The sequence below is a fragment of the Phenylobacterium hankyongense genome, assembly GCF_003254505.1.
In the GTDB taxonomy this organism is placed as follows: domain Bacteria; phylum Pseudomonadota; class Alphaproteobacteria; order Caulobacterales; family Caulobacteraceae; genus Phenylobacterium; species Phenylobacterium hankyongense.
Genome location: NZ_QFYP01000001.1, coordinates 103,494 through 130,064 on the forward strand (window position 1 = coordinate 103,494; position 26,571 = coordinate 130,064).

Consider the following 26,571-nt stretch of genomic DNA (forward strand, 5'->3'; position numbering starts at 1 on the left):
AAGGGGCTCAGAGGCTGAGCCCCTTCGACACCCACCAGGCGAAGGCCGCGGCCAGTACGGCGATCAGCACCGCGCGCCACGCAGGCGCAAAGCTCAGGGCCGGGTCGGCCGCGAACCGCCGGCGGCCGGTGATCATCGGCCCGATCAGGTTCGAGCGCTTGTAGGCCAGGTAGAAGACCACCGCCGCCACGTGCAGAACGACGAGCGCCTGCAGCGCCGAGAAGCTCCAGTGATGCCAGGCGGCGAACAGCCGGCCGGTGTCGAAGTCCACCCGGTCCGACAGCGGCCCGGACTCCAGGCCGTCGACGTCCACTGCGAACAGGCCGGTGACGACCTGCACGACCGAGACGGCGAGAAGGGCCAGCACGCTCCAGGCGCCCAGCGGATTGTGGCCGGGCACATCCGTCCGCGTGCGGCTGGGCAGGGTCTTAAGATAGGCAAGCGTCGCGCCAGGGCCGCGGACGAAGCTGGCGAACCGGGCGCTGCCGGAGCCTGCGAACCCCCAGGCCAGCCGGAACGCCAGCAGGCCGAGCACCGCATAGCCGCTCCAGCGGTGCCAATCCATGTGGCCGGTCTCGCCCGCCCACCAGGAGAAGGCGATCAGCGCCGCCAGCGCCCAGTGGACGATCCGCGTGGGCGCGTCCCACAGCCGGGCGCGGACAGCGGCGCCTGCCGGATCCGCCGCGGCCACCCTAGGTCTTCTCGGGCACGCGATACTTGTCGTGGCAGTTCTTGCAGGCCCCGCCGGTGGCCTTCGCCTGCGCCTTGATCGCGGCGAGGTCCCCGGCGCCGGCGATCTCCTGCAGCTTGCCGCTTTCGACCTGCAGGCGGTTGACCGCGGCCGCGAAGCCGGCGGCGTCGCGCCAGACTTCCGGCTTGGCGTCAGTCTTGAAGCCGGACTCCACGCCGCTGCCCTTCGGGAACCAGGTGGGCAGCTGGGTGGTCAGACCCTTCAGCTTGGTGGCGTTGGTGGCGATCAGCGCCTTGTTCGGATTGCTCTTCTTCAACTCGTCGTTGATGGCCTTGAAGGCCGCGCCCTGCTGCTTGAAGTTCTGATGGCGCATGTAGGCCGCCTTGGCGCCTGGCGCGCTCGGCATCGGCCCCATGTGCTCGTGGGCGAAGGCCCCGCCGGCGGCGCTCGCCGCACCAATCGCCATCGCGAGCGCCAGCGCGCCGCCCCTGCCCAACGTCATCGCCATGAAGCGTACCTTCCGATCCGAGCCCTGGCGGACATTGCCGGGGCGACGGAGCGGCCGTCAACGGGCTCAGTGCGCGGCGGTCGCCGGCGCGGACTTCACCGGCGCGCCGTGCTGGACGCCCTCCGCCATCAGCGAACCGCAGGCGGCGTCCTTGGCCAGGCCGGGATCGATGAACGGAAGGACGGCCGCCAGCGGCGAGAGCAGGGTCGCGAGCGCCACCGCCACGCCGCCCTGGGCGATCGTCTGGCCGGGTTGCACCCCGAGCTTGGGGCGCAGGATCGGCCCGTCGACGGTGATCGGCAGCAGCAGATGGACGAGCCGGAATTCTTTGGAGTGGCCCTGCAGGCGGAACGCCATGCGCTCGGTGCCCATGTTGACCGTGCCGGAGCCGGTGATCAGCACCGGACCGGTGTCGACGACCACATGGTCGGCGTTGAGCACGCCGTTGACGGCCTGGAAGTGCGCCACGCCGCAGCGGATGGGCGTGGTCTGCTGGTTCTTGGACATCAGCAGGCCCAGGCCCTTGACGACGTTGACGCCGGCCAGCTCGGCGAAGGCCTGGCGGATCTCGCCGCCGGGGACCACCAGCATCACCTGGCCGTTGGCGTTGGCGAACGCCTTGTGGACGGAATCCCCGGTCCCATGCAGCTGGGCGCGGCCGACCAGCGAGCCGCCGAACGGGTTCGCGCCGCCGATGCGGACGGGGATGAGCTCTTCCAGCCGCGCGTTCGACAGGCGCAGATCCAGATCCGTGACGGGCATGGCCTTGCGGGCGTCGAGGGTCACGTGGCCGGTGATCCTGCCCTGCGGCAGGTCGAGCGCGACCGGATCGGCCTTCAGCACCCCGGCGTTGAGTTTCACCCGCACCGAGCCCGACCTCAGGTTCACCGGGGCGTTCTTGATGGAGGCCGCCTTGAAGGTGACGTCGGCGTCGATGGCGCGGATCCGGTCCACCTTCAGGGTGGCGTCCGGCAGCATCCGCTGCTCCGCCTGCAGCTTGCGGGCGACCGCCACCTGGGCCGGCGAGGCGACCTTGCCGTGCTTGGGCGCGCCGCCGAAGACCGCGCCGAGGTCGGGGAAGTCTAGCGCGTTGGAGCGCAGGTCGGCGTTCAACAGCGGCCGGTCGCCGCCGGTCTTCACCGAGATCTTGCCGCTGAGGTCGGAGCTGCCGACCCGTCCCCCAAGGCCGTCGATCCGCCACAGGTGCACGTCGCGCGACAGCCGGGCGTGGAGGCTGTACGGCGGCGAGTTCGGCAGCGGCACGCCGGTCAGGCCATAGAGGTCGGCCAGGTCCGGCCCGCGGGCGGTGGTGTTCATGTAGAACTGGCCGAGGTCGAACGGCTTGGGCACCGCGCCCTTGGCGGTGACGTAGGTGTCGCCGGCGCGGATGTCGGCGTCGAACGGATAGGGCTTCTTGCGGTCGATGTTGAGCAGCGGCCCGCCCACCACCTGCAGGATGAACGGCTGCTTGTTCAGCGCCCCACGCCCGGTCATTTCGAAACCGCGGTTGTCGCCGCCGAGCCGCTCGTGGGCGTTGACCGTGCCGTTGAAGGTCAGGCCGCGCTTGGCGTCCTGATAGCTCAGGTGGCCGTCGTCGATGATGAAGTTGCGGATCGGCGGCAGCCGCAGCGGCTGGTCCTTCTGCTTGCCGTCCGAGAAGTCGTAGTTGGCCCGACCCTGGGCGTCGCGATACAGCCGCACGTTCGGCTGGGTGAACCGCAGCAGCCGCAGGTCGACGTGGCCGGTGAGCAGCGGGATCAGCCGGATCTGCACGGCGATGCGGCCGATGTCGGCCATCTTGTCCTTGCCGGCCCAGCCGGGGTTGGCGACCTTCACCCCGTCCACGGTGGCGCTGGGCTGCCAGGACCACAGGTGGACGTTGAGGGGGCCGTCGATGGTCACCTCGCGGTGCATCCGCGCCGAGGCGATCCGGGCGACGGGCCCGCGGAACCAGTTCCAGTCCCAGATGGCGATCAGGATGGCCACGGCGAGCACCAGCACCGCCAGCACGCCGCCGATCCACGCCATGGTCTTGCGCGTCGGCCGCTTCAGCCGGGTCTGCCCCAGCCGTTCGCGGGTCGCTCGCCACTGATCTCGGGTCCAGGTCCCGGCGCGCTGCATCGGCCGGCGCTCGCCCGTCTCGGGGCGGCGCGCAGGAGCCTTGGCGCCGTCGCGACGGCGACCAGGCTCGGGGTTCGGATAGGATTCGGTGGTCAAAAGGATTCCGCTCCGCAGCACGCCCGGAAGCCTAACGCACGCGCCCCACTGCGCAGTTCCCCTCAAACCCTAATGGCTTACGCCGCGGCCTCCGGCGGCGGCGCGGGCGGTCGCCAGGAGGATGCGCAGGTCGAACAGCAACGACATGCGCTCCAGGTATTCGCAGTCGAGCTTCACCTTATCCGGGATCGGCAGCTCGTCGCGCCCATTGATCTGCGCCCAGCCGGTGAGGCCGGGCCGCAGGCGGTCCACGCCGCCCTCGGTGCGCAGCGCCACCAGGTCATCCTGGTTGAACAGCGCCGGACGGGGCCCCACCAGGCTCATGTCGCCCTTCAGCACGCTCCACAGCTGCGGCAGCTCGTCGAGGCTGGTCCGGCGCAGGAAGCGACCCAGCGGCGTGATCCAGCGCTCGGGGTCGGCAAGCAGGTGCGTGGCGACCTGCGGCGTGTCGGTCCGCATGGTGCGGAACTTCGGCATGGCGAAGAAGCAGTTGCCGCGGCCGACCCGCCGCGACCAGTGCAGCGCCGGCCCCGGACTCTCCAGGCGCACCGCCACGGCGAGCGCGACCAGCACCGGCGACAGCACGATCAGGCCGGTCAGCCCGCCTGCGATATCCACCAGCCGCTTCACGACGCCGCGAAACTCCCTCGCCCGGACCTGCCGGTTCTAGGGCGCCGCGCGGCGCCGCGCCAACTCAGACGGTCGGCGGCTCCGACGACCGGGCCTGGGGCTTGGCCTTGGGCGCGATCGAGCGCGGTTCCGACGGCTCAGGGCGCGGCGTGGGTGCGACGGCGCGCGGCTCCGGGGGAGCCGCCATTTCCAGCGTCGGCGCTGCGGCGACCTCGTTGGCGGCGTCCAGCGCCTCGACCACGGGGGCGATCGGCGCAGCTTCGCCGCCGACCGGCGCCGGCGGCAGCTCCGGCTTGGCCAGGGCTTCGAGCACAGGCTCAGCGGCCGACGTCGCGGCGTCGGCGAGGTCGACGGCCTTTTCCGGCGCCTTGGCCGTTCGGGCGAACATCGCCTCCAGGTTCTCCGGCCGGGCCCATTGGGTCATCCACCACCAGGCGACGCCGCTCATGGCGACCCCGGCGAACAGGCCCCACAGCGGCGTGGCGAAGCCGATGAGGGCCTCGGGGGCCGGCGGTTTGGGGAAAAGCTCACGTGTCTCACCAGCGATCATGGTCATGGCGACCTCCTGCGGCTACAGCGACTTTATTGCGTCGCAACATAACACGCCGTCGCTCTCGCAGTTGCGAAATTCCGGTGACTAGATGCGATGGACGCGCCCCGCGCCGCGATCGCCCAAGGTCTGCGCAGTCCAGCCGCAGATCGCCTCCAGCGTCGGCGCCATCTCCTCCGGCCCGCCGACCAGCACCAGGGCGCAGCCGTTCATCTTCATCGGATCGGTCAGCGGCCGCATCCGGGTCTCCGCCACCAGGGCCGGCGCCTGCGCCCCGTCTTCCAGGTCGCGCAGGAAGGCGTCGAAGGTCTCGAGGTCCTTCAGCGGCAGCCAGACCAGCAACTGCGCCAGAGGGTTCTTGCGCCGCACGCCCGCCACCGTGGCGACGATGCGGGCATAGTCGTCGGCGCGCTCGAACGGTGGGTCGATCAGCACCAGCACCGCGCCCTGCCGGGGGCAGCGCTCCACCGCCATCGCATAGCCGTCCGCGCACAGGGCGCTGACGTTCGGGCGGCCCTTCAGGAGGTCGCGCAGCGCCGCGTGCTCCTCAGCCCGCAGTTCGCAGGCCAGGTAGCTGTCCTGCGCTCTCATCCGCTCGGCGATCAGCCAGGGCGATCCGGGATAGCGCCGCACCGGCCCGCCGCCGTTCAGCGCCTTCACCGCCTCGACCAAAGGCGCAAACGCGGCCGGCGCATCGCGCGCCGCCATCAGCCGGACGATCCCGGCGTCGGCCTCCCCGGATTTGCGCGCCTCCGGGCCCGCCAGGTCATAGAGCCCGCGGCCGGCGTGGGTGTCGATCACCGCCAGCGGCCCGGCGCCCGCGGTCATCCGCCCCAGCAGCTGCAGCAGCGCGGCGTGCTTGACCAGGTCGGCGAAGTTCCCGGCGTGGAAGGCGTGACGATAGTTCAAGGGCTTATCCCGAGCTCTGGCAGGAACCGGCGCTGCGCATACCACGTTGCGGGCGAGCCAGAGGAGGGCGCGGTGCAAATGGCCAGGGACATGCCCGACAACCAGACGCCAGCCGCGCCGGCGCTGGAGGACGTCGAGGCCGCGGGCCTCAGCTACGTCAGCGACCAGGATCCGGGCCTCCGCCGCGAGAAGGCGGGCGCCGGCTTCGACTACCTGCGCCCGGACGGCTCCGCGGTCAGCGACGAGCGCACCCTCGACCGCATCCGCAAGCTCGCCATCCCGCCGGCCTGGACCGACGTCTGGATCAGCCCCAAGGCCAACGGCCACATCCAGGCCACCGGCCGCGACCAGAAGGGCCGCAAGCAGTACCGCTACCACGACGGCTGGCGGCAGGTGCGCGACGGCCACAAGTACGACCGCCTCATCGCCTTCGGCCGCGCCCTGCCGAAGCTCCGCGCCCGCGTCGACGCCGATCTCGCCAAGCGCGGCCTGCCCCGCGAGAAGGTGCTGGCCGCCGTGATCCGGGTCATGGAGATGACGCTGATCCGCGTCGGCAACGAGGAATACGCCAAGGCCAACAAGAGCTTCGGCCTCACCACCCTGCGCGACCGCCACGCCCGGATCGGCGCCGGCGGGGCGGAATTCGAGTTCCGCGGCAAGAGCGGCAAGATGCACAAGACCAGCTTCCGCGACCGGCGGCTGGCCCGCATCGTCAAGGCCTGTCAGGACCTGCCCGGCCAGCGGCTGTTCCAGTACATCGACGAGGACGGCGAACGGCGCGCCGTGGAGTCCGCCGACGTCAACGCCTACCTGCGCGAGGTGCTGGGCGACGACTTCTCCGCCAAGGACTTCCGCACCTGGGCCGGTACCCTGAACGCCGCCCGCGCGCTCGCCATGCAAACCGAATGCGCCAGCGCCTCGGAGGCCAAGCGAAACATCAACACCTGCGTCAAGGCGGTGGCCGGCCTCCTGGGCAACACCGCCGCCGTCTGCCGCGGCGCCTACATCCATCCGGTGGTGCTGGAGTCCTACGCCGAAGGCGCCCTGCCCCTGAAGCCCGGCAAGAGCGAGCGAGCCTTCGAGCTGGCGGTGCTGCGCTTCCTGGAGGCGGCCCGCGACAAGAGCGAGGCGGCCGCCACGGCCGCCGCCCGGGACGTAGCGCGCCAGGCCGCCTGACCGGCCAGGCTTGAGCAGCCAGGCTTGACCGCTCAGGCCTTGACCCCGGGGCATGCTGGCGCGGCCCGGCTGAACGGCGCTATGGTCGTCCCCAAACGACGCGGGGGGCGCCCGCGCTCCTGGGAGGACACCGCGTGCTCGGACCGCGCCTGCGCTTCGGCGCCTTCATCGCCCCCTTCCACCCGGTCGACGAGAACCCGACCCTGGCGATCCAGCGCGACCTGGAGCTCGTCCAGTGGCTGGACGAGCTGGGCTATGACGAGGCCTGGATCGGCGAGCACCACTCCGCCGGCTACGAGCTGATCGCCTCGCCGGAGGTGTTCATCGCCGCCGCGGCCGAGCGCACCAAGCACATCCGCCTGGGCACCGGCGTCGCCTCCCTGCCCTACCACCACCCGCTGATCCTCGCCGACCGCATCAACCAGCTCGACCACATGACCCGCGGCCGGGTGATGTTCGGCGCCGGCCCCGGCGCCCTGGTCTCCGACGCCTGGATGATGGGCATTCCGGTGCAGAAGCAGCGCGACCGCATGGACGAGGCGCTGGGCGTGCTGGTCCGCCTGTTGCGCGGCGAGGAGGTCACCCATGCCTCGGACTGGTTCGAGCTGGCCAACGCCCGCCTGCAGATGACGCCCTACTCGCGGCCGTCGGTGGAGATGGCCGTGGCCAGCCAGGTGTCGCCGACCGGCGCCCGCGCCGCCGGCCAGCACGGCCTGGGCCTGCTGTCGCTGGGCGCCACCACCACCGCCGGCTTCAACGCGCTGGCCTCCAACTGGGCGATCGCCACCGAGCAGGCCGCCGAGCACGGCCAGACCATGGACCGCAACGCCTGGCGGCTGGTCGGGCCGATGCACATCGCCGAGACCCGCGACCAGGCGATGGAGGACATCCGCTTCGGCCTCGAGAAGTGGATCTTCTACTTCCGGGAGATCGCCAACCTGCCGCTGGTGCCGGAGGGCGACGATCCGGTGCAGGCGATGATCGACACCGGCATGGCGGTGATCGGCACGCCCGAGGACGCCATCGCCCGCCTCGACCAGCTGGTGGAGGAGTCCGGCGGCTTCGGCGCCTTCCTGCTGATGGCCCACAACTGGGCGCCCTGGGCGGCCACCAAGCGCTCCTATGAGCTGATGGCGCGCTACGTCTTCCCGAAGTTCCAGCAGCTCAACGTCAACCGCGAGGCCTCGATGAACTGGGTGCGCGGCAACAAGGACGAGTTCACCAGCCAGGTGCGGCAGGCGGTCGGCGCCCGTATCGTCCAGCACATGATGGAGAAGGGCGCGGACAACATCCGCCCCGACATCGTGGCCATGATCACCGGCGCGGCGTCCAAGGAGACGCCGGCCGAATAGTCCTCCCTATCGGCGATAGGCGAAGCCGACCCGGAAGGTGCGGGGCTGGGCGTAGCTGTTGATGCCGTCGGCGGTCTGGGCCGTCACGATGCCGGCGTCGCCGAGATTGTCGACCGCCACATAGACCTCCGAGCTGGGCGCGATGCGCCAGGCCGCGCGGGCGTCCACCTCGACGCCGGGCGCGAGCCGCCGGGTGTTCTGGTCGTCGTCGTAGCGCACGCTCTCGTAGCGCGCGTCGGCCGACAGGGTCAGCCGCTCCAGCGGCCGCCAGTCGAGGCCGCCGGTGACGGTCAGGTCGGGCGCCTGCGCGGGCCGCAGGCCGGTGAGCTGCGGGGCGGTCGAACCGCCGTCGACCCGCGCGTGGGTCGCGGAGAAGGCCGCGCGCCAGGCCAGCGTCGCCGCGAACTCGCCGCTCGCCTCGCCCTCGAGGCCGTAGGCGTTGATCTTGCCGGCGTTCTGGCGCTGGCGCAGGGTGCCGCCGGCCGGGATGAAGCCGGCGGTCGGGAAGGTCGCCGGCCCGACGCCCACGGTCACGTTGGTGATCGGATCCTCGACGCGGTTGTAGAACAGGGTCGCGCTCCAGCGCACCGGGCCGTCGCCGCCGGCGCCCGCCTCGATCCCCTGCAGGGTCTCGGGCCGCAGCGTCGGGTTGGCCTCGGTGACGTCGTTGCCGACCCGGAACGGCCGGTACAGCTCGTTCAGCGTCGGCGGCCGGAAGCCGGCGTAGGCCGCGCCGCGCAGCCAGAGGTCGGGCGTGAAGGTGTAGCGGATGCCCGCCCGCGCCGTCGGCGTCGTGCCGGAGGCGTCGGGCGTCGACTGGTTCAGCGTCGTGGCGCCGGTCGCCAGCGTGTACTCGTGGCGGTTGGCGTTGCTGTTGCCCCAGGCGTCGACGCGCGCGCCGGCCGTCAGCAGCCACGGCCCCTGATCCAGCGAGGTGTCCAGGTAGACGCCGGCCACGGTGGTCTGGCCGCCGGCGTCCCGGCCCATGGTGTAGGCGCCGTTGATATACCGGAACCGCTCGTGCTCGACGCCGGTGGTCAGCCGCCCGTCAACGCCGGCTTCCCACTCGACCAGGCCCAGAACCCCTTGCAGGGCGGCGTTGACGCCATAGCCCTGGGCCGGCGTCGCGTACTGGTCGTTGGCGGGCGTGGTGGTGGCGCGGCCGGCGGCCACCGCGACGGAGCTGTTGGCCAGGTCGCTGGCCCGCGCCCAGGCCTGCAGGCGCCAGCCGCCGACGCCTTCGGCCGCCGGCTTCGCCAGGGTGAAGGTGGCCGACGCGCCGCTCGCGATGGAGCGCGCGCCGATCAGGCCGGCGCCGCGGCGCTCCTCATAGGCGCCCAGCCGCGCGGCGGCCTGGATGCCGTTGATCTCGTGCTGGACGCGGAAGGCGAAGGACTCGTCCTGGAGCGTGAGCGGCTGGTCGGCCGCGCCACGCTGGGCGCCGCGCACCGGCGTGTATCCGTCGGAAGTCTCGGCGCTGGCGGTGAGCAGCACACCCGGCCCGCCGCCGGAGACCGCGGCGCGATAGCTCCCGCGCTCGCCGGCCGAGACGTCCAGCGCCGCCAGGCCATCCACCGCGCCGCGCTCCTGCAGGGCCACGACCCCGGTCAGCGCCCCCGCGCCATACGGCCCCGCGCCGGCGCCGCGGACGATGGTGGCGCCGTCGAGGCCCTCGGCCGGCAGCGCGGTCCAGATCACCCAGCCGCCGAACGGATCGTTCACCGGCGCCCCGTCGAGCGTCACCAGGGCGCGGCCCGCGCCGGAGCCGGCGATGGAGCGCAGGGACAGGCCCTGGGTGGTCGGGTTGGCCGCGCCGCTGCCCGTGCGGCGGAACAGCGAAAGCCCGGGCGACTGCTTCAGCGCCTCGTCCAGCCGGGGATTGATCTTCAGGATCTCCGGCCCGATCTGCACCGCGTCGAACGCCGCCTCGCCGGCCAGCGGGGCCAGGCGCGGGGCGTAGACCACCACAGCTTCGACGTCGTGCGGAGGGGGCAGATCGACGGGCATCAGTATCTCCGGTCAGGCGTCGGGGGAGTCGGTACGCCTCATGGGGCGGTCCAATAGGCGGCTGACGACCGTTGCGCCATGGCAGAAGCAATCATCTTCGATCACCCCTCAGAGACCGACTGCGGAGCACCCCAGCCCTGGACGCTGGCTCGCCGTCCGCTTCACGGCTAGGAAGGCGGCATGGCCAAGGGTTCAGGCAAGGTCGCCATCGTCACCGGCGCCGGCAGCGGCATCGGCCGGGCCGTGGCGCTCGCGCTGCTCGACGCGGGCTGGTCGGTGGCCCTGGCCGGCCGCCGGCTCGAGGCGCTGGAGGAGACCGCCGCCCTGTCCGGCGAGGCGGCGGACTGGGCGCTGCCGGTCGCCGCCGACGTCAGCGATCCGGCTTCGGTCGAAAACCTCTTCCAGTCGACCCGCGCCCGCTTCGGCCGCCTCGACCTGCTGTTCAACAACGCCGGCAGCGGCGCGCCGCCCGTGCCGCTGGAGGACCTGCCGCTGGAAGCCTGGAAGCGCGTGGTCGACGTCAACCTGACCGGCGCCTTCCTCTGCACCCAGGCCGCCTTCCGGCTGATGAAGGCGCAGGACCCGCGCGGCGGGCGGATCATCAACAACGGCTCGATCTCGGCGCACGTCCCGCGCCCGCGCTCCGTGGCCTACACCGCCACCAAGCACGCGATCACCGGCCTGACGCGCTCCACCTCGCTGGACGGCCGCGTCTACGACATCGCCTGCGGCCAGATCGACATCGGCAACGCCGGCACCGAGATGACCCGGGCGATGAGCCGCGGCGTGCCGCAGGCGGACGGTTCGCTGGCGCCGGAGCCGGTAATGGACGTCTCCGCCGTGGCCGACGCCATCCTCTACATGGCCGGCCTGCCGTTGGAGGCCAATGTGCAGTTCATGACCGTGATGGCCACCAAGATGCCGTTCATCGGCCGCGGCTGATCAGGCCGCGCGGACAGGTTCCGACGGCGCCAGCCCAGGCGCCCAAAACGTGACCGTCGCGCCTAGTTCTGCCGCACCGCAGCAGGCGATTGTTGCAGAGCAGCATTTCGCGTTGCGGTGCAGCTTAAATCGTGAGATTTCCCGACTCGTCAGGCGCAAGGCCACGGTTAGTTACGGCCACCGCCCGACGGGGAACGCCGCGAAAGGGGTTGGCAGCAACCTCAATCCGGAACCGAACAACATGATCCGTATCGCAACTCTGGCGGCTGTGGCCGCCGCGCTCATCGCCGCTCCCGCCAGCGCCGAATCCATCCGCATTCCCCTCGCCGGCAAGACGCCGCACCAGGTGAACGTGGAAGTCTACAAGGCGGCCAACAAGCTGTGCCGCGAGATGAATGCCGGCGCGAGCTTCCCCATCGACGCCCAGCACGTCTGCGTCATGAACACGGTCCACGCGACCATGGCCCAGCTGAAGGCGCCGATGAAGGTCGCCGAGCGCTGAGGTCCGCGGGCTCAGTCGGCGAACGCCGGCGCCCGCTTCTCCAGGTTGGCCATGACGGCCTCCACCTGATGGGTTGAGCCGATCAGCGCCCCTTGCTCCTGGCTCTCGTGGAGCAGGATCTGGCGCTGGTCGGCCTCGGCCGCCAGGTTGAACAGCCGCTTGCCGGCGCGGATCGCGGTGGGGCTCTTGCCGGCGATCTCGCGGGCCAGCGCCAGCGCCTCGTCGCGCGGGTCAGCGCAGACCCGGGTCGCCAGGCCCATCGACAGCGCCTCCTCGCCGGAGAAGATCCGGCCGGTCCAGGTGAGCTCGCGGGCCACGTCGTCGCGGACCAGGCCGCGCATCAGCACCATGCCGCCCATGTCCGGCACCAGGCCCCACTTGATCTCCATCACCGCCATCCGCGCGTCGGCGGTGACGAAGCGCAGGTCGCAGCCCAGCGCGAGCTGGAAGCCCCCGCCGAACGCCACCCCGTGCACCGCCGCGATCACCGGCACAGGGACCTCGCGCCAGACCATCACCGCATGCTGCGCGCGGTTGGAGCCGCCCTCGGTGCGCTTGGGCGTGAGCAGCTCGCCGGCCGTTCCGCCGTCCGCGCCGCGCCGTTCCCCGGAGGCCATCGACTGGAAGCTGCCCATGTCGAGCCCCGCGCAGAACGCCCGCCCGTCGCCGGACAGCACCGCCGCGCGCACCCCAGGCTCGGCCTTCAGCCGCTCGCCGGCCTCGATCAGGGCGTCGAACATCGCGCCGTCCAGCGCATTCATCTTGTCCGCCCGCACCAGCCGCACGTCGGCGACGCCGTCCTGGATGTCCATGGTCACGCGATCGTTCATGGCGGATCTCCCTTAATCGCCGGCAGGCGTCAGGCTGTAGCCGACGCGCGGAAAATGGACGTGCAGCAGGTCGAGCTCGCCGCACTCGCGGGCAATGATCACCCGGTCGGGCGTGACGGTCACCAGCCGCCCCTCCACCGGATCGCGGCCGTAGTCGTCGGCCCGCACCACCACGGCGTCGCCGGGCCGCAGGCCCGAGGGGTCGGCCGGATCCCACTCCGGAACCGGCCCGGCGGCCGAGGTCATCGCCGCCTTGAGGGCGTCGGCGCCGCTCATCTCGCTGCGCTGGCCGTGGCCGAACCCGGCCATCCGCTCGCGCCAGCCGAGGGTGCGCGTCAGCCCTGAGAGCAGCCGCTCGGCCACCTCGGGCGCGGCCTTCGTCAGCCACCAGACGTTCATATAGGCCGCCACGTCGCCGAGGGCCGGCGTCGGTCCGCCCATGAAGTCGCCGGCCGCCGCGAGGCCCTGTTCGATCCAGGCCGCCTGGCCTCGCCATTGAGCCCGCATCGGCCCGGCGGCGGCCTTCATGGCGGCCATGTCGAAGGGCCGGCCCGATAGTTTCTCGCGGTCCTCGATGAACTCGCGCGGGACCTTGTCGCCGATCTCGCCGAACACCACCGCCACGGTGACCTGGAAGAACAGCCGGTCGGCCCAGAAGTTGACCGCCCAGCCGGGCCCCCGCAGCACCGGCGGCTGCGGCGCCCTGGCCTCGATCTCGGCCAGGATCACCTGGGTGTCGCAATAGATGTCCGCGCCGATCTGCATCACCGGGGCGCGGCGATAGCCCCCCGTCAGGCGGGTGAGATCAGGCTTGGGCATGATGGTCGGCTGGATGACCGAGCGCCACGCGAGCCCCTTCAGCCCCAGCATGACCCGCACCTTCTCCGAGAAGGGCGAGGCGTCGTAGTGGTGCAGGATGATCTCGGCCATGTCCTAGCCTACCACTCCCGGCGCCGGGTCACGGCTTCAACGCCTTCAGCCAGGGGATCAGGATGGCGTTGACCTCGTCCGGCCGCTCCTGCTGGGTCCAGTGGCCGCAGCCTTCCAGCATGTGGCCGGCCTGCAGCCCCGGCGCGTGCTGGCGCATCATGGCGATGGGGTCGGCGATCCGCCCGAAGCCGGTGCTCGCCGGGTCCTTGGTCCCGCCGATGAACAGCGACGGCTGCTCGATCAGCCGGCCCTTCAAGCCCTGCAGCCAGTCGAAATCCCGCTCGTGGTTGCGGTAGCGGTTGATCGGCCCGCGGAAGCCGCTCTCGCGGAACTCGCCGACGTAATAGTCCAGCTCCTGCTCGGTCAGCCAGGCCGGGAACGGCTGCGGATCGATGAGGCCGTCCAGCAGCTTCGCCCCCACCGGCTTCTGGGGCCAGCTGCCCTCCGGCGCATCCCCCGAGATCGCGTAGTAGAACTTCCGCAGGAAGCCGCGCACGTCGGCCTCGGCCTCCGCCTCGGGCGGCCCGACGTCCTGGAAATAGGCCTGGTAGAAGAACCGGCCCTTGCGGGTGAAGGCCGCGTCGAAGATCTCGGTGAACGGCCGGTTCGGCACGCCGGAATAGGGCACCGACAGCCCCGCCACCGCGGAGAACCGCTCCGGCCGGGTCAGCGCCGAGTTCCAGACGATCGGCGCGCCCCAGTCGTGGCCGACCAGGATCGCCGGGGCGTCGGGCTGCAGGGCGTCGGCCACCCCGGCCACGTCGCCGGTCAGCTGTTCCATGGAATAGGCTTCGACCGGGTGCGGCTTGTCCGATCCGCCGTAGCCGCGGACGTCGATGGCCGCGGCGGTGTAGCCGGCGTCGGCGATCGGCCCCAGCTGGTGGCGCCAGGAGAACCAGCTCTCCGGGAAGCCGTGCACCAGGATCACCAGCGGACCCTGACCCTCGACGGCGACGCGCAGCCGCGCCTGGCCGGCGTCGATGGTGCGGAACTCGGGCATCGCTCGCCTCCCCTTTTCCGCCATGCTTCGCCTTGTCGGCGCGGCTTTCAAGGGTGACCCGGCGTCAGCGGTCGCCGACGGCGGGCGTCAGTGGACGAAGGTCGCGACGATGTAGGCCAGCACCAGCACGCCGAAGCCGATCAGCATCACCCGCGTCCACAGCCGGTTGCGGGGATTGTCCTGGGGCGGCGGCGCGGGCGGCGGAGGGTTCGGTTCGGTCATCGGCGGGTTCTAACGCCTTGCCGGCGCAAACGGAAACGTCCGGCGCCAGCCTAGCCCAGCGGCGGCCGCTGCAGGCCGACGTCCCGATCGCAGCGCTCGTCGCGGTCCTTGGCCTCCAGGACGGTGGCGAGCAGGGTCGGGCCCTTGGCGCCGGGCTTGGCCGTGCTCACCAGCACGTTCAGGTTCCGCCGCCCGGGGGCGTTGCAGAAGGTCTCCTGCGACGCGTAGTCGACCGGGTCCCAGTGCGTCAGGGCCGGCGCGAACCGCTCCGGGCGCTTGGCGATCGCGGCCACGACCGAGTCGCGCACCTCGGAGGGAACCCCGGCGCTCGCCTCGACCGTACAGGCGTTGGGATTGGTCTCCCGGTGTATCGCCACGTCGTGGCCCTTGACGTCGACCACCGGCGCCCGGTCGATCACCGCGGCCAGGCAGGCGCCCATGGCCGACCCCGCCTCGTAAGCCGGCTCGGCGCGCGCCGCCACTCCGGCCGCCAGGGCGATCACTAGTCCGAGGGCTGCCGCGCGCATGGGATCCTTCCGCTGAAAGCTGAAGCCTCTTAGCCCGGCATGAAGGCGGCCTTGAGGCGCCCGCCGCGGATTGCCGACCGGCGGCGGCCCGCCCTCAGCCTTCGACCTCCAGGATCGGTTCGGCCGCCCGCTCCGCCGCCGGGATCGCCGCGACCCCTTCCCACTTGGCCACCGAGGCGGCGGCGATCGAGTTGCCGACTGTGTTGGTCGCCGTGCGGCCCATGTCGAGGAAGTGGTCGACGGCGAGGATCAGCAGCACGCCCGCGTCGGGGATCTTGAAGTAGGGCAGGCTCGAGGCCACCACCAGCAGCGAGGCGCGCGGCACGCTGGCGATCCCCTTGCTGGTCACGAACAGCAGCAGCATCAGCTGCGCGATCTGCGCCCCGCTCAGCTGGATGTCGTAGGCCTGCGCCACGAACAGGGCCGCGAAGGTGCAGTAGCACATCGACCCCACCAGGTTGAACGAGTAGCCGAGCGGCAGGACGAAGCTGGCGATCCGGTTGGGCACGCCGAACGCCTCCAGCTTCTCCAGCAGGACCGGATAGGCGGCTTCCGAGCTGGTGGTGGACAGCGCGATCAGCGCCGGCTGGCGGATCGTCTTGATGAGCTCCCACTGCCGCCGCGGCCCCAGCACCGCCGCGCCGGCGGCCATCATCACCGCCCAGAGCAGCGCCAGCGCCAGGTAGAAGCCGCCGACGTAGGAGGCGTAGGTGGCCACCACCTCCAGCCCCTGTTCGGCGAGCGCCCGCGCCACCGCCGCGAACACGGCGATGGGCGCCAGGTACATGACGTAGGTGGTCATCTTGAGCATGGCCGTGGACAGCGACTCGGCCATCCGCACGAGGTCGCGCCCGGCCGGCCCGATGTTGCCGATCGCCACCCCCGCCACCACGGCGAAGACGACGATCTGGAGCACCTCGTTGCGCGCCATGGCGTCGACGATCGAGGTCGGGATCAGGTGCTCGACGAAGCTGACGGCGGTCAGCGGCGGCGCCTTCAGGTCGGCCACGGCGCCGCTGGCGGCCTGCAGATGCAGTCCCGTCCCGGGATGCAGCAGCTCGACCGTCACCAGGCCGATGCCGAGCGAGACGAGCGAGGCGGCCAGGAACCACAGCATTGCGCGACCCGCCACCCGGCCGACCGCGCCGGAGTCGCCCATCCGCGCGACCCCCGTCACCAAGGTGGCGAACACCAGCGGCGAAATGATCATCTTGATCGTGCGCAGGAAGATCGTGGTGGCCAGTTCGAGGCCGCCGGTGATCACCTTCAGCGTCCCCGCGTCGTGGACGAACGCGTGGCAGGCGACCCCGAACACCAGGCCCAGGACCATCCCAAGCACCACAAGGCCGGTCAGTCCGTGCCGCATGAAGTTCCCCCAAGATCAGCCAGCGTCCGGCCGGCGCCGGCCGAGCGGGCACTCTGCGGGCGGCGTCACCCACAGCAAAGGCCTAGGGCCATTGCAAGATGTGGGTAGGTCATAACCGCCGCTAATGGCGCAGGGGCCGGAAGCGCCCGGCCCACGCTCCGTTCCGTTCTGCGGCGAGGCCCGGGCGGCGGCCTCATAGCCCCGATCTATAGCCTGCAAAAGCCTCCGCGCTTATGCGCGCGGGGGCCGCGGGCTAGGTCTCGCACATGATCTCGAACGCCCCCGATCCGAGGCTCGCAGACGGCCGTTTCCCGGCTCGTTGCGGCCGCGCGGCGCGGCGCGAGGACCATATCGGCGCACGCGCCTAGGCGACGGCGGCGCGCGAAGGCGGGCAAACAGTATGAATGGCGTGATCCAGGCTGAATCAAGCGCGGCTGCGCGGAGCCGGAGCGGCGGCGACGTGGTCGACGTGGTCGTGGCGGGCGCGGGCGTCGTCGGCGTCGCGACCGCCTACGCCATGGCGCGGCGGGGCTTGTCGGTGGCCCTGGTGGACCGCAATCGCGGCCCGGCGCTCGGCGCCTCCTACGCCAACGGCGCCCAGCTCAGCTATGCCTATTCCGACGCCCTCGGCAGCCCGTCGCTGATCAAGAAGTTGCCCTCGCTGGCGATGGGGGCCGATCCGCTCTTCCACCTGAAGGGCGCGCTCGACCCCGGCCTCATCGATTGGGGCCTCCGGTTCCTGGCCGCTTCGACCACTGCGGCGCACAACGCCAGCACCCTCGCCACCCTCAAGCTCGGGCTGGAATCCCAGCGCGCCATGCACGCCCTGCTGGAGCGCCATCCGATCGCCTTCGCCCACGCGGTGGCGGGCAAGATGCACCTGTACTTCGATCCGGAGTCGCTGGCCTCCGCCGCCAAGACAGTGGCGTTGAAGCGCCGCCACGGCGCGGTGCAGCAGGTGCTCACCGCCGCGGAGGCGATCGTCATCGAGCCCGCCCTCGGCGCCGCGAAGGGCCTGGTCGGCGTGGTCTATTCCCCCGAGGACGAGGTCGGCGATCCGCACCGGTTCAGCGAACAGCTCATCGAGGTCCTCAGGCGCGACTACGGCGTGCGCACGCTGTTCAACGTCGACGTGCAGGACGCCGAGTTCGCCGCCGACGCCGTGACCCTGGTCGGGACGGCCGGCGCCCGCGTCACGGGGCGCACCCTGGTGGTCGCGCTCGGAATCGAGGCCAAGGGCTTCCTCGCGCGGCAGGGCGTCCGTGTCCCGCTGCTTCCGATGAAGGGCTACTCCTTCACGGCCTCGGCGGGGCCGAGGGCGCCGCGGGTGAGCATCACCGACACGGCGCGCAAGCTGGTGTTCTGCCAGCTCGGCGGAAAGATCCGCGTGGCCGGCGTGGCGGAGCTCGGCTCCCGCGACCTGCGCGTCGACCCGCAGCGGCTGGCCGCCCTCGTCGCCACCGCCCGCGAGTCGCTGCCCGGCGCGGCGGACTATTCCGGTATCGCCGGCGGCTGGGCCGGGCTTCGTCCGATGACCCCCTCGTCCGTCCCCATTATCGCCCGTCCGCGCGAGCGGCTGATCGTCAACGTCGGCCACGGCATGCTCGGCTGGACCCTCGCCATGGGCTCGGCCGAGCGCGCAGCCGACCTGCTGCTCGGCGCGGGCCAATTCTGACCCAACCGAAGGACCCGCCATGTCGACACCTCCCGTCCAAGCCCCGCCGCTGAGCAAGTCCCGCCGCGCCGGCGACCTGCTGTTCCTCTCCGGCCAGTTGCCCCGCGGCGCCGACGGCCAGATCGTCGAAGGCGACGTGGCCGTGCAGACCCGCCAGGCGCTGTCCAACCTGGTGGCGGTCCTGGAGGCCAACGGCGGCACGACCGCCGACGTCGTCAAGGTCACCGCCTGGCTGACCGACCGGCGTCACTACAAGGCGTTCAACGACGTCTATTGCGAGATCTTCTCCGCGCCGTTCCCGGCCCGCTCGGTGGTGGTCTGCGACCTGGTCGCTGACGCCGACGTCGAGATCGAGGCCACGGCGTACATCGCCCGTTCCTAGGCCCCAGATGGCCGGCCCGGCGCCGGCTCCTCGCTAACGGAGAGAGAGCGGCCTGCGCCACTGGCGCAGGCCGCCTTTTGGTGGGCGTCCAACAAGGGGGGAGGAGCGGAGGCCACACCAAACCCGAGGCTATAGAAACGCGACCCCGCCCGCCGATCGGCGGGCGCACCCGGCGCCCATGCTTTGAGCACCGCACCTGAACGTGTTCGATCCCCTCGCCACGCGGGCTTGCGGATCGAATGTCGCTTTGCCTGTTGACCTGGAGCTTAGACCCGGCGAGTCAGCACGCGCATCTATCGTTCGTTGCCGAGCCCATAGCCTTTGGGCAATCGGCCCGCCCCGGCGGATGGGCGACCGATCTCAGATGACCGCCTCGCCGGACGTGAGAGCTCCGGTTGCGCCGTCGCAGCGGCGTTGTTTTGAGGCGGTAAGGAATGAATCTCCGACACATCGAGGTTTTCCGCGAAGTCTATCTGGCGGGCTCCGTCAGCGGCGCGGCGCGGGCGCTCTACGTCTCGCAGCCCTCGGTCAGCAAGGTCCTGCGGCACGCCGAAAGCCGGCTCGGCTTCGCCCTCTTCCGGCGCCTGAAAGGCCGCCTGGCGCCCACCGACGAGGCGCATGCGCTGTTCCGCGAGGTCGACGAGCTGTACGGCCGGATCGGCTCGCTCCGTCAAACCGCGCTCAACCTGAAGCGCATCGGCGAAGGCCACATCCGCCTGGCGGTGCTGCCGTCCCTGGGGCTCGGCATCGCGCCCCAGGCGATCGCGCAGTTCCGGCGCAAGTTCCCGCGCGTCAGCTTCGACGTCCGCACCCTGCACCACTCGGAGATCCTGCGGGCCCTCTACGAGCGGGAGAGCGACCTCGCCGTGGGCTTTGAGGTGCCCTCGCACCCGCGGCTGAGTTCGGTGGACCTGGCCACCAGCCAGGTCGGCCTGCTCTACCGCGAGGCGGACATGCCCGATGCGCCGGCCTCCCTCGACCTCGACGTGCTCAAGGACCGCACGGTGATCGGGATGGTCGGCAGCGGCCCGGTCGGCAGCCTTCTCGCCGCCGAGCTGGAGGGCCGCGGGATGCAGCTGACGGAGTCGATCTCGGTCCACACCTACTACGTGGCCGCGGCCCTGGTGCGGTTCGGGGCCGGCATCGCCGCGGTCGACGAGTACACCGCGCGCGAAGCCGTGAGCGACACGCTGAGCTTCCGGCCGCTGAGCCCGGCGGTGCGGTTCAGGGTCCAGTACGTCTTCCTCAACGACCGGCCGCCGTCAGGCATCACCAAGGCCTTCGTCCAGACCCTGACCGAGACCTTCCGGCAGAACGGCCACCAGTAGCCCGATCAGCCGGTAGCAGCTCACCCGATCAGAAGGTCGGCCACTTCACGCCCAGCTGGTCCAGGTAGGTCTTATATTTCTTGGGGTCGTAGTAGTATTTGCGCATCTCCGGCCGGTACTTGGCCATGATGTCGGCGTTCAGCTGGATCTGCGGCTTGTCGTCCGGGCCGATCATCGGGACGTAGTGTTCGTCCTTGGTCTGCACGTCGCGGAAGAAGCTCTTGGCGGCGTCCAGCGCCGCCGGGTTGGTCAGCATGTCCAGCACCGTCATCGCCACCACCTTGCCGCCGGCGACCACGCCGTCGTGGGCGATCGGGGTGGCCATCGACATGGCGTTGACCCAGTTGTGGCCCGGCAGGTTGGGGATGTTGGACGGGTAGACCAGCATCACCGTCGGCAGCGTCCAGGAGATGTCGCCGACGTCGTCGGAGCCGCCGCCGCCGGCGGGATCGACGTTCGGCCCGGCCAGCGGCGGCATCTGCGTGGCCAGCCCGTCCTCCTTGGCGTGGATGGTCCGCTGCACCGCCTTGGCGAACGCCTGCTCGTCGGCGGTCCAGGTGGGCAGCCCCACCTGGCGGATGTTGGCGTCCATCAACTCGGCCAGCGGCTTGTTGAAGTAGCGCGGCGCGGCCGAGCCGATCACCTGCCGGGTGACGGTGGTGTTGCTCATCTTCGCCGCGGCCTCGGCGATGGTGTTGGCGGTCGCGTAGTTCTGGGCGATGTGGCTGAAGTCGGTCTCGCGCACGAAGAACCAGATGGTGGCCTCGGGCGGCACCACGTTGGGCTGGTCGCCGCCGTCGGTGATCACGTAGTGCGAGCGCTGTTGCGGCCGCAGGTGCTCGCGCCGCATGTCCCAGCCCATGCCCATCAGCATCGCCCCATCGAGCGCGCTGCGGCCGAGCCAGGGCGCGCCGGCCGCATGCGCGGACTCGCCGTGGAAGGAGTATTTCACCGACACCAGGCCGCTGCCCTTATAGGGGCCCCAGGCGGTCTCCAGGTTGTCGCCCACATGGGTGAAGACCACCGCGTCGACGCCCTTGAAGACGCCGTCGCGGATCATGAACGCCTTGCCGGCGACCAGTTCCTCGGCGACCCCCGGCCACAGCACCAGGGTGCCGGGGATATGCTCCTTCTGCATCAGGTCCTTGAGGGCCAGCGCAGCCAGGATGTTCACCGCCTGGCCGGAGTTGTGACCCTCGCCGTGCCCGGGCGCGCCCGGCACCAGCGGCTCGCGATGCGCGACGCCCGGCTTCTGGGAGGCCTTCGGCAGGCCGTCGATGTCGCTGCCGAGCGCGATCACCGGCCCGCCGGATCCCCAGGTCGCGGTCCAGCCGGTGGGCAGGCCGCCGACCCCGCGCTTCACGGTGAAGCCGTTCTTCTCGAGCACGCCGGTCAGGTACTTGGAGGTCTCGACCTCCTGGAACCCGAGCTCGCCGAAGCTGAACACCGAGTCGACGATCTCCTGCCCCAGCTTGCGGCGCTGGTCGACGCTGGCGGCAAGCTCGGCCTTCATCGCCGGCAGGCGCTCGGCGGTCGCAGCGGGCGGCGCGGCCGGGGCGGCCGGCGCAGCCAGGGCGGCGGCGGGCAGCAGGGCCCCGGTCAGGGCGGCGGCGGCCAGTAGGGCAAGTCGGGACACGGAGAATCTCCTGGTCGGCGCGGGCCGAGCTGGCGGCAAGTCGATGTGGGCGGTGAAGGCGTTGGGCGGCGCTAGGCGCAGGTTCCGGCGGGCGGCTTGTGCAGCAGCACCCGGCCCGGCGCCTGGCCGGTCAGCTTGCCGCCGTCGAGGACGAGGCTGCCGTTGACCACCAGCTCGTCCACCCCCTCGGTCAGCACCCGCGGGTGGACGTAGTCCGCCTTCGGCGCATAGCGGTCGGGGTCGAACACCACGACATCGGCGAAATAGCCCGGCTTCAGATAACCGCGCGCCTGCAGCTTGAACATGTCGGCGGTGCGGCCGGTCGAGCTGCGGATGAATTCGCCGAGCGTGATGGTCTTCTCCGCCTTGACGTACTTCGCATACTTCATCGGGAAGGTGGCGTACTGGCGCGGGTGGCCGTTGGAGCCGTCGGAGCTGGTCACCACCCACGGCTGGACCATGAACAGCTTGATGTCGGGCTCGATCATGTTGAACGAGGCGACCGAGGTCGCGTGGCCGTCCTCGCGGATGATGCGCAGCGCGGCGTCGCGCGGGTCGAGGTTCCAGGTCTTGCCCATCTGCGCAAGCGTCTTGCCCGTCCAGGGCTTGTCGGCCGCGGTCAGCAGCAGCGAGTCCGGCCCGCCGCGGCGGCGCATGTTCTCCGCCATCTCCGTGCGGATCTTCTCCAGGGTCGCCGGATCGTCCAGGCGCTTCAGCAAGGCCGGGCGGCCGCCGTCGACCGACCAGCGCGGCAGCAGGGCGGCGTCGACGCTCGTGCCGGACGCTTCCCAGGGATATTCATCGGCGGTGACCACCTGGCCGGCGGCGCGGGCCTGGTTGATCAGCGCGATCACCTGCGGCGCCTCGCCCTGCACGTCCACGCCCAGGGCCTTGATGTGGGCGAAGTGGACCGGCAGGCCCGCCTCGCGCCCGATCTGGATCACCTCCTTCACCGATCCCAGCAGGCCGATGGTGTAGGAGGCCTCGTCACGCTGGTGGGTGTCGTAGAGCCCACCGCGCTTGGCCGCCTCCTTGGCCAGCTCGATCACCTCGTCGGTCTTGGCGAAGCTCTGCGGGGCGTAGAACAGGCCGGTGGAGAGGCCGATCGCGCCCTCGCACATGCCCTTGGCGACCAGCGCCCGCTCCTGGTCCAGCTCCGCCGGCGTCGGCGCCCGGGCGTCCTGGTTCAGCACCCGCGAGCGCACGGCCCCGAAGCCAACGTAGGGCACGAGGTTGGTGCCCACGCGCTTCTCGGTGAACCAGGCCGCGTCCTTGCCGACGTCCGGCGTGCCGTAGCCGTCGACGCCGATCAGGATGGTGGACACGCCCTGGAACACCCACGGGGCGTTCAGGCGCTCCTTGGGATCGGCCGAGCGGATGTAGGTGTCCGGATGGCTGTGGGCGTCGATCAGGCCGGGCGCGACGATCTTGCCCTTGGCCTGGATGACCCGCTTGGCGGCGTAACGCTTGGCGCCGCCCGGGCCCACGTAGGCGATCTTGTCGCCGACCACGACCACGTCGGCCACGGTCGCGGGCGTCTCGGCGCCGGTGTAGACCGTGCCGCCCTGGATCAGGAGGTCGGCCGGCGCGGCGGCGGGCGCCGCCGACGGCAGGGCGACCAGGGCAAGAGCGCTGACGCCAGCCAGCAGGCCGGCGGCCGCGACGGGCCGGTATTTCGATGACCACGCCATCAGGGACCCCACCACATGCAGTATTTGAAACGGCCCCACAGCAGAGCCGTCGTCACTGTTGGCGCCGCTATCACAAACGCCAAGCCCCCGCCGAGCGGACAGCCTGAACGACTGTTGCCTGGGGCATAACCCGGAGACATGGGTGTTCCTTCAGGCCTCGCGATGAGGTCCTGTCGAGCCCGGGCGGCGGACCCGGCGCGGCGCCATCAGCGAACCGCGGCCAGCCATTCGGTGCGAGTCCAATGGGTTGGCCGAGAGGGCCTCATTTCCAGGATGACACATCCGCCTCACATTTGGGCAGGGGCGCCACTCAAAACGGCGAATGCCGGCGGATTTTGGGCGGCCGTGGCGCCGCCGCCTCAGGCTTGGCAGCGGGCGTTTATGCCGCGGCGGTGGCCTTCCCGCCCCGCCGTCCGCCGACGGATGATGTCGCCCGCCGCGGGCCGATCAATACATTTATCCTTGTTTATCAATCGGTTCGTTGAGCTTCGAGCGGCCCGAAGGCGATTTTCGGCCCCGATCCGCCACCCCGCGCGGCCCTGCGTCCCCGACCGCCGCCGCCTGCAGCCAATTCCCTGAGGCTATAGGCTCGGCAACGATCGGAAGGCGTTGCCCCGGCGACCCCGTGCCTAGCTCCGGCGTCCGGCGTTCAGCGACGCCCTAGCCGCCGCAAGCCCCGGACGCTCACGTTATGGGGATCAGCCAGATGCAATCGTTCAACCGGCGGAGTGGCGCGAGCGCCCGGGTCCGTCTCCTCCAGACCACAAGCGCCGCCGTGGCGCTGATGTTGGCCCAGGGGGCCTTCGCCACCGCCCACGCCGCGGACGCTGCAGACGCTGCGGCGACGCAGCTCGACGAGGTCGTCGTCACCGCCACCCGGGTCGCACGGACGGGATTCACGGCCCCGACGCCCACCACCCAGGTCGGCTCCGAGGACCTGCAGAAGGCGGCGGTCACCAACGTCGCCGACCAACTCAACAAGGTCCCCGCGTTCCGCGGCAGCTCGACGCCGGCGAGCACCTCGCACATTACCCAGAACGCGGGCGGCAACTTCCTCGACCTGCGCGGCCTGGGCGCCACCCGCACCCTGGTGCTGGTCGACGGCCACCGCTACGTGCCCACCACCGCGAGCGGCCTGGTGGACATCAACGTGATCCCCACCGGCCTCATCGACCGCGTTGACGTGGTCACCGGGGGCGCCTCGGCGGCCTGGGGCTCCGACGCCGTGGCCGGCGTGGTCAACCTGATCCTCAAGCGTAACCTCACCGGCCTGCAGGGCGAGATCTCGACCGGCGCCACCGAGCGCGGCGACGGACAGGAATACCGGGTCAGCCTGGCGGGCGGGACCGGCTTCGCCGACGGCCGCGGGCACTTCGAGGCCGCCGCCGAATACGCCAGCAGCGCCGGCGTCGGCAGCAACCGCGACTGGTTCAAGGAGCACTGGGCGAACATCGCCAATCCCGCCTATGTCAAAGGCAACGGCCAGCCGCAGAACCTGATCCTGCCGAACGTCGGCGTGTCGGTGGCCACGCTCGGCGGCCTGATCACGTCGGGCCCGCTGAAGGGCCTGCAGTTCCTGCCCGGCGGCGCGACCTCGCAATTCCAGTACGGGACCAACGTCGGCGCCCAGTACATGACCGGCGGCCAGGGCATCTATCCGGGCGACCTGATCAGCCTGGTCACCCCGCTGGAACGGGCCAGCCTGTTCACCCGCGCCACCTTCGATTTCGACGACAAGACCCAAGGATTCTTCGAGGCGTCGACGGCCTATTCGCGCACCGACTTCAACCTCAGCGCCTCCTACGATCTCGGCTCGATCACCATCCGGAAGGACAACGCTTTCCTGCCCGCCAGCGTGCAGTCGCTGATGACGGCCAACAACATCAACAGCTTCCAGATGGGTCGGATCAATCCCGACATCGCCTATAACGTGGTCGACGACGTCAACCAGACGACCCGCCTGGCCACCGGGCTGAAGGGCGCGATCGGCGACTGGACCTGGGACGCCAGCGCCGAGTTCGGCGAGACCCGCTACAGCGCCCGCGTCTACAACAACCGGATCAACACCAACTTCAACCAGGCGGTGGATGCGGTCATCGGCCCGAACGGCCAGGCGATGTGCCGCTCGACCCTCACCAACCCCACCAACGGCTGCGTGCCGATCAACCTGTTCGGCGCCGGATCGCCGTCGGCGGCGGCCGACGCCTACGTCGTCGGCACCCAGAGCCTGCTCTCCCACATCAAGGAGCTGTCGGCGGCCGCCAACATCCAGGGCAAGCCGTTCTCCACCTGGGCCGGACCGGTGTCGATCGCCGCCGGCATCGAAGGCCGCCGCGAGTCGGTGAACCAGATCGTCGACCCGGGCTCCCAGGCCGGGATCTTCGCCATCGGCAACCCGAAGGCGATGCGGGGCAGCTACGACGTGAAGGAAGCCTACGGCGAGGCGGTCGTCCCGCTGGCCGCCGGCCTGCCGCTCGTCAAGAACCTCGACCTGGACGTCGCCGCACGCGTCACCAACTACAGCACCAGCGGCACCGTCTGGACCTGGAAGGCCGGGCTCAGCTACGCGATCAACGACGAATGGCGGGTGCGCGCCACCCGGTCGCGCGACATCCGCGCGCCCAACCTCAACGACCTCTATTCGCCCTACACCCTGACCTTCGCCACGGTCACCGACCCGCGCAACGGCACCCAGCTCACGGTTTCGCAGCCGCAGCTCGGCAATCCCAACCTGCAGCCGGAGAAGGGCGACACGATCACGGCCGGGGTGGTCTATGAGCCGGCGTGGCTCAGCGGCCTGCACATGTCGCTCGACTACTACGACATCAAGCTTCAGGGGGCGATCGCCACGCTCACCGCCCAGAACATGATCAACCGCTGCGAAAGCGGCAACACCGCCATGTGCCAGTACATCATCCGCGACTCCTCGGGGATGCTGACCACGGTCCTGCGGACCAACATCAACCTCAGCGAGCTGCACACCAGCGGGGTCGACGGCGAGATCAGCTACAACACCCCGCTCGACCGCTACTTCGAGAACCTGCCGGGCTCCATCGACCTGCGGCTGCTGACGTCCTACGTCGACAAGTTCATCACCAACGACGGCACGACCTCGATCAACACCGGCGGCGTGACCGGCGTCGGCGGTCCGCACTGGCGCGCCATGGCCAGCGCCAGCTACACCAACGGCCCGCTGTCGGTCTATACCGAGGTCCGCTACATCGGCCCCGGCCTCTACGACGTGAACCTGAGCTACAACAACAACCACGTCGACAGCCAGACGCTGGTCAACACCTCGGTCCAGTACACCCTGCTGGACCACGACAACCGGCAGCTGCAGGTGTTCGGGGCGATCAACAACCTGCTCGACTCCAACCCGCCGGTGGCGCCCTACAACTTCATCTTCGGCAGCCCGTCCTCGGCCAGCGTCTTCGACGTGATGGGTCGCCGCTATACGGTCGGCGTCCGCTTCAAGTATTGAACCTGACACCCCGTCCCGG

The 26,571-nt window shown here is 70.8% G+C and carries 23 protein-coding genes; 8 read left to right on the top strand and 15 right to left on the bottom strand.

Translation table 11 applies throughout. From position 1 onward, the window contains the following. Positions 1 to 7 precede the first annotated feature (7 nt). The 6 genes from DJ021_RS00470 to rlmJ form a co-directional block, all read right to left on the bottom strand. Complete coding sequence (locus tag DJ021_RS00470; RefSeq protein WP_111455661.1) at positions 8 to 691, bottom strand: cytochrome b/b6 domain-containing protein; 684 nt, start codon at positions 689 to 691, stop codon at positions 8 to 10. 1 nt (position 692) lies between these two features. Next, complete coding sequence (locus tag DJ021_RS00475) at positions 693 to 1,199, bottom strand: c-type cytochrome (RefSeq protein ID WP_111455662.1); 507 nt, start codon at positions 1,197 to 1,199, stop codon at positions 693 to 695. A 66-nt stretch (positions 1,200 to 1,265) separates the two neighbouring features. Next, positions 1,266 to 3,416: an AsmA family protein gene (locus DJ021_RS00480; protein WP_243625868.1), complete on the bottom strand. Its 2,151-nt coding sequence runs from the start codon at positions 3,414 to 3,416 to the stop codon at positions 1,266 to 1,268. A 69-nt stretch (positions 3,417 to 3,485) separates the two neighbouring features. Beyond that, positions 3,486 to 4,046, bottom strand: coding sequence for a sugar transferase (locus DJ021_RS00485; RefSeq protein WP_111455663.1), 561 nt, complete (start codon positions 4,044 to 4,046; stop codon positions 3,486 to 3,488). Between the two features lie 64 nt (positions 4,047 to 4,110). After that, positions 4,111 to 4,602: a flagellar biosynthesis protein FlhF gene (locus DJ021_RS00490; protein WP_111455664.1), complete on the bottom strand. Its 492-nt coding sequence runs from the start codon at positions 4,600 to 4,602 to the stop codon at positions 4,111 to 4,113. An 81-nt stretch (positions 4,603 to 4,683) separates the two neighbouring features. Further along, positions 4,684 to 5,505, bottom strand: coding sequence for a 23S rRNA (adenine(2030)-N(6))-methyltransferase RlmJ (gene rlmJ, locus DJ021_RS00495; RefSeq protein WP_111455665.1), 822 nt, complete (start codon positions 5,503 to 5,505; stop codon positions 4,684 to 4,686). Positions 5,506 to 5,583: 78 nt separating this feature from the next. Between rlmJ and DJ021_RS00500 the strand changes: the two genes are divergently transcribed. Further along, positions 5,584 to 6,681, top strand: coding sequence for a DNA topoisomerase IB (locus tag DJ021_RS00500; protein ID WP_424444175.1), 1,098 nt, complete (start codon positions 5,584 to 5,586; stop codon positions 6,679 to 6,681). Positions 6,682 to 6,815: 134 nt separating this feature from the next. Continuing rightward, on the top strand, positions 6,816 to 8,033 hold the full coding sequence (locus tag DJ021_RS00505; RefSeq protein WP_111455666.1) for an LLM class flavin-dependent oxidoreductase: 1,218 nt from the start codon (positions 6,816 to 6,818) through the stop codon (positions 8,031 to 8,033). 6 nt (positions 8,034 to 8,039) lie between these two features. On the opposite strand, the gene DJ021_RS00510 is transcribed toward DJ021_RS00505, so the two are convergent. Next, complete coding sequence (locus DJ021_RS00510) at positions 8,040 to 10,040, bottom strand: TonB-dependent receptor (RefSeq protein WP_111455667.1); 2,001 nt, start codon at positions 10,038 to 10,040, stop codon at positions 8,040 to 8,042. A gap of 180 nt (positions 10,041 to 10,220) precedes the next feature. On the opposite strand from DJ021_RS00510, the gene DJ021_RS00515 reads away from it, so the two are divergent. Continuing rightward, a complete protein-coding gene (locus tag DJ021_RS00515; RefSeq protein ID WP_111455668.1) occupies positions 10,221 to 10,982 on the top strand; it encodes an SDR family oxidoreductase in 762 nt (253 codons plus the stop codon). Between the two features lie 241 nt (positions 10,983 to 11,223). After that, positions 11,224 to 11,484 carry a hypothetical protein gene (locus DJ021_RS00520; RefSeq protein ID WP_133254910.1) on the top strand — a complete coding sequence of 87 codons (261 nt, stop codon included), beginning with the start codon at positions 11,224 to 11,226 and terminating at the stop codon, positions 11,482 to 11,484. Between the two features lie 11 nt (positions 11,485 to 11,495). On the opposite strand, the gene DJ021_RS00525 is transcribed toward DJ021_RS00520, so the two are convergent. The 6 genes from DJ021_RS00525 to DJ021_RS00545 all read right to left on the bottom strand — a co-directional run bounded on the left by DJ021_RS00525 (position 11,496) and on the right by DJ021_RS00545 (position 16,359). Next, positions 11,496 to 12,314: a crotonase/enoyl-CoA hydratase family protein gene (locus DJ021_RS00525; RefSeq protein WP_111455670.1), complete on the bottom strand. Its 819-nt coding sequence runs from the start codon at positions 12,312 to 12,314 to the stop codon at positions 11,496 to 11,498. A gap of 12 nt (positions 12,315 to 12,326) precedes the next feature. Next, positions 12,327 to 13,244 (bottom strand): glutathione S-transferase family protein, encoded by a 918-nt coding sequence (locus DJ021_RS00530; protein ID WP_111455671.1) that lies wholly within the window; start codon positions 13,242 to 13,244, stop codon positions 12,327 to 12,329. A gap of 28 nt (positions 13,245 to 13,272) precedes the next feature. After that, positions 13,273 to 14,244, bottom strand: a complete 972-nt coding sequence (locus DJ021_RS00535) for an alpha/beta fold hydrolase (RefSeq protein WP_111455672.1) — start codon at positions 14,242 to 14,244, stop codon at positions 13,273 to 13,275. Between the two features lie 87 nt (positions 14,245 to 14,331). Continuing rightward, positions 14,332 to 14,466, bottom strand: a complete 135-nt coding sequence (locus DJ021_RS19245) for a hypothetical protein (RefSeq protein WP_279386478.1) — start codon at positions 14,464 to 14,466, stop codon at positions 14,332 to 14,334. Between the two features lie 50 nt (positions 14,467 to 14,516). Further along, positions 14,517 to 14,993 carry a hypothetical protein gene (locus DJ021_RS00540; protein WP_133254911.1) on the bottom strand — a complete coding sequence of 159 codons (477 nt, stop codon included), beginning with the start codon at positions 14,991 to 14,993 and terminating at the stop codon, positions 14,517 to 14,519. Positions 14,994 to 15,087: 94 nt separating this feature from the next. Beyond that, positions 15,088 to 16,359, bottom strand: a complete 1,272-nt coding sequence (locus tag DJ021_RS00545) for a dicarboxylate/amino acid:cation symporter (RefSeq protein WP_111455674.1) — start codon at positions 16,357 to 16,359, stop codon at positions 15,088 to 15,090. Between the two features lie 460 nt (positions 16,360 to 16,819). On the opposite strand from DJ021_RS00545, the gene DJ021_RS00550 reads away from it, so the two are divergent. The 3 genes from DJ021_RS00550 (at position 16,820) to DJ021_RS00560 (ending at position 19,744) form a co-directional block, all read left to right on the top strand. Further along, positions 16,820 to 18,034 (top strand): FAD-dependent oxidoreductase, encoded by a 1,215-nt coding sequence (locus DJ021_RS00550; RefSeq protein ID WP_207801738.1) that lies wholly within the window; start codon positions 16,820 to 16,822, stop codon positions 18,032 to 18,034. A gap of 19 nt (positions 18,035 to 18,053) precedes the next feature. Beyond that, positions 18,054 to 18,416: a RidA family protein gene (locus tag DJ021_RS00555; protein WP_111455676.1), complete on the top strand. Its 363-nt coding sequence runs from the start codon at positions 18,054 to 18,056 to the stop codon at positions 18,414 to 18,416. A 434-nt stretch (positions 18,417 to 18,850) separates the two neighbouring features. Further along, the gene (locus DJ021_RS00560) at positions 18,851 to 19,744 is read left to right on the top strand and encodes a LysR family transcriptional regulator (protein ID WP_111455677.1); all 894 of its coding nucleotides are present in this window, start codon (positions 18,851 to 18,853) and stop codon (positions 19,742 to 19,744) included. A gap of 28 nt (positions 19,745 to 19,772) precedes the next feature. Here the strand turns inward: DJ021_RS00560 and DJ021_RS00565 are convergent, their stop codons facing one another. After that, on the bottom strand, positions 19,773 to 21,380 hold the full coding sequence (locus DJ021_RS00565; RefSeq protein WP_243625870.1) for an amidohydrolase: 1,608 nt from the start codon (positions 21,378 to 21,380) through the stop codon (positions 19,773 to 19,775). 71 nt (positions 21,381 to 21,451) lie between these two features. Then, the gene (locus DJ021_RS00575; protein ID WP_111458917.1) at positions 21,452 to 23,071 is read right to left on the bottom strand and encodes an N-acyl-D-amino-acid deacylase family protein; all 1,620 of its coding nucleotides are present in this window, start codon (positions 23,069 to 23,071) and stop codon (positions 21,452 to 21,454) included. 784 nt (positions 23,072 to 23,855) lie between these two features. Here DJ021_RS00575 and DJ021_RS00580 point away from each other — a divergent pair. Next, complete coding sequence (locus tag DJ021_RS00580) at positions 23,856 to 26,552, top strand: TonB-dependent receptor domain-containing protein (RefSeq protein WP_243626098.1); 2,697 nt, start codon at positions 23,856 to 23,858, stop codon at positions 26,550 to 26,552. Positions 26,553 to 26,571: the final 19 nt, after the last annotated feature.

Coding starts and splice junctions, on each gene's coding strand:
- DJ021_RS00475 (WP_111455662.1), bottom strand. CDS start 1,199: ATGGCGATGACGTTGGGCAGGGGCGGCGCGCTGGCGCTCGCGATGGCG.
- DJ021_RS00490 (WP_111455664.1), bottom strand. CDS start 4,602: ATGACCATGATCGCTGGTGAGACACGTGAGCTTTTCCCCAAACCGCCG.
- DJ021_RS00500 (WP_424444175.1), top strand. CDS start 5,584: ATGGCCAGGGACATGCCCGACAACCAGACGCCAGCCGCGCCGGCGCTG.
- DJ021_RS00510 (WP_111455667.1), bottom strand. CDS start 10,040: ATGCCCGTCGATCTGCCCCCTCCGCACGACGTCGAAGCTGTGGTGGTC.
- DJ021_RS00515 (WP_111455668.1), top strand. CDS start 10,221: ATGGCCAAGGGTTCAGGCAAGGTCGCCATCGTCACCGGCGCCGGCAGC.
- DJ021_RS00520 (WP_133254910.1), top strand. CDS start 11,224: ATGATCCGTATCGCAACTCTGGCGGCTGTGGCCGCCGCGCTCATCGCC.
- DJ021_RS00525 (WP_111455670.1), bottom strand. CDS start 12,314: ATGAACGATCGCGTGACCATGGACATCCAGGACGGCGTCGCCGACGTG.
- DJ021_RS00530 (WP_111455671.1), bottom strand. CDS start 13,244: ATGGCCGAGATCATCCTGCACCACTACGACGCCTCGCCCTTCTCGGAG.
- DJ021_RS00535 (WP_111455672.1), bottom strand. CDS start 14,244: ATGCCCGAGTTCCGCACCATCGACGCCGGCCAGGCGCGGCTGCGCGTC.
- DJ021_RS19245 (WP_279386478.1), bottom strand. CDS start 14,466: ATGACCGAACCGAACCCTCCGCCGCCCGCGCCGCCGCCCCAGGACAAT.
- DJ021_RS00540 (WP_133254911.1), bottom strand. CDS start 14,993: ATGCGCGCGGCAGCCCTCGGACTAGTGATCGCCCTGGCGGCCGGAGTG.
- DJ021_RS00545 (WP_111455674.1), bottom strand. CDS start 16,359: ATGCGGCACGGACTGACCGGCCTTGTGGTGCTTGGGATGGTCCTGGGC.
- DJ021_RS00555 (WP_111455676.1), top strand. CDS start 18,054: ATGTCGACACCTCCCGTCCAAGCCCCGCCGCTGAGCAAGTCCCGCCGC.
- DJ021_RS00560 (WP_111455677.1), top strand. CDS start 18,851: ATGAATCTCCGACACATCGAGGTTTTCCGCGAAGTCTATCTGGCGGGC.
- DJ021_RS00575 (WP_111458917.1), bottom strand. CDS start 23,071: ATGGCGTGGTCATCGAAATACCGGCCCGTCGCGGCCGCCGGCCTGCTG.
- DJ021_RS00580 (WP_243626098.1), top strand. CDS start 23,856: ATGTTGGCCCAGGGGGCCTTCGCCACCGCCCACGCCGCGGACGCTGCA.